This is a genomic window from Variovorax sp. 20P10.2.4 (assembly GCF_058244205.1).
The window spans coordinates 1-1,566 of the sequence record NZ_JBZAYE010001063.1; the positions used below are offsets into that span (position 1 = coordinate 1).

General features: G+C 71.0%; 2 protein-coding genes. Both read left to right on the top strand.

Features of this window, described 5'->3' with window-relative positions; genetic code table 11:
• A partial coding sequence (hydA, locus tag AC27VN_RS41065) for a dihydropyrimidinase (protein ID WP_490880451.1) occupies window positions 1–1,294 on the top strand: 1,294 nt, incomplete at its 5' end.
• Window positions 1,291–1,566, top strand: a 276-nt coding sequence (locus AC27VN_RS41070; protein ID WP_490880452.1) for an aspartate/glutamate racemase family protein, incomplete at its 3' end; no start/stop codon positions are given. The genes hydA and AC27VN_RS41070, both read left to right, overlap by 4 nt.

Genomic DNA, 1,566 nt, shown 5'->3' on the forward strand with positions numbered 1-1,566 from the left:
CGAGCAGCGCTCGGGCATGGGCATGATGTGCGCCGACGACTTCTACTCCGCCACCGTGTCGGCCGCTTTCGGCGGCACCACCACCATCCTGCCCTTCGCGGCCCAGCACCGCGAGATGTCGGTGCCCGAGGTGCTGGCCGACTACAGCCGGCGCGCGGCCGAGAAGGCGGTGATCGACTACGGCTTCCACCTGATCCTGGCCAACCCCGACGACGCCACGCTCTCGACCGACCTGCCCGCCGCCATCCGCGACGGCATCACCTCGCTCAAGGTCTACATGACCTACGACCGCATGAAGCTCGAGGACTACCAGTTGCTCGAGGTGCTCGCGCTGGCGCGGGCCGAGGGCGCGCTGGTGATGGTGCATGCCGAGAACAACGACATGATCCGCTGGATCGCGCAGCGCCTGATCGACCGTGGCCACACCGCGCCCAAGTTCCATGGCGTGGCGCACGACCCGCTGGCCGAGACCGAGGCCGCTTACCGCGCCATCGCGCTGGCGCGGCTGGTCGACGTGCCGCTGCTGCTGGTGCACGTGGCCGGACGCGACACCGTGGAGGTGATCCGCCAGGCCCAGACCCTGGGCGCCAACGTGCTGGCCGAGAGCTGCCCGCAGTACCTGTTCCTGACGGCGGACGACATGGACCGCCCGGGCCTCGAGGGCGCGATGTTCTGCTGCTCGCCGCCCGCGCGCGATGCCGATGCACAGGAAGCCATCTGGCGCGGCCTGATCGACGGCACCCTGGCCACCTATTCGTCGGACCACGCGCCCTACCGCTTCGACGAGACCGGCAAGCTGCCCAAGGGCGATGCCACCACCTTCAAGGAAATGGCCAACGGCGTGCCCGGCATCGAGCTGCGCCTGCCGCTGCTGTTCAGCGAAGGTTTCCTCAAGGGGCGCATCGACATCCACCAGTTCGTGGCGCTCACCGCCACCAACCATGCCCGGCTCTACGGCCTGGCGCCGCGCAAGGGCGCGATCGCGCTGGGCGCCGACGCCGACATCGCGGTGTGGAACGCCGAGCGCGAGACCACCATCAGCGCCGCCATGCTGCACGACAACGCCGGCTACACGCCCTATGAGGGCCGGACCATCCAGGGCTGGCCCGAGGTGGTCGTGAGCCGCGGCCGCGTGGTGATCGAGGACGGCGCGCTGCATGCCGAGCGCGGCAGCGGCCAGTACCTGCGCCGCGGCGCGCCGGACCTCAGGCGCCGTGCACCCGTGGCGCCCGCGCAGCGCCCGCATGGCCATGTGCTGAAGGCGCTGATCGGCCTCGGCGAGGAGAAGGCATGAACACCACCGCCACCCCGCCGCGCGTGCGCGTGCTGAACCCGAACAGCAGCGTCTCGGTGACCGAGGCCGTGGCACGCGCCTTCCGCGCCACCGTGCCACCCGCGCAATGCGACTTCGATTGCGTCACGGCGCACGAGGGCCCGCCGGGCATCGTCACGCAGGACGACTTCGAGCTGGGCGCGCGCCTCGCTGCCGACGACGTGGCAGCGCATGCCGCCGAGGCCGATGCCTTCGTGCTGGCCTGCTTCAGCGACCCCGGCATCGCCGTGGCG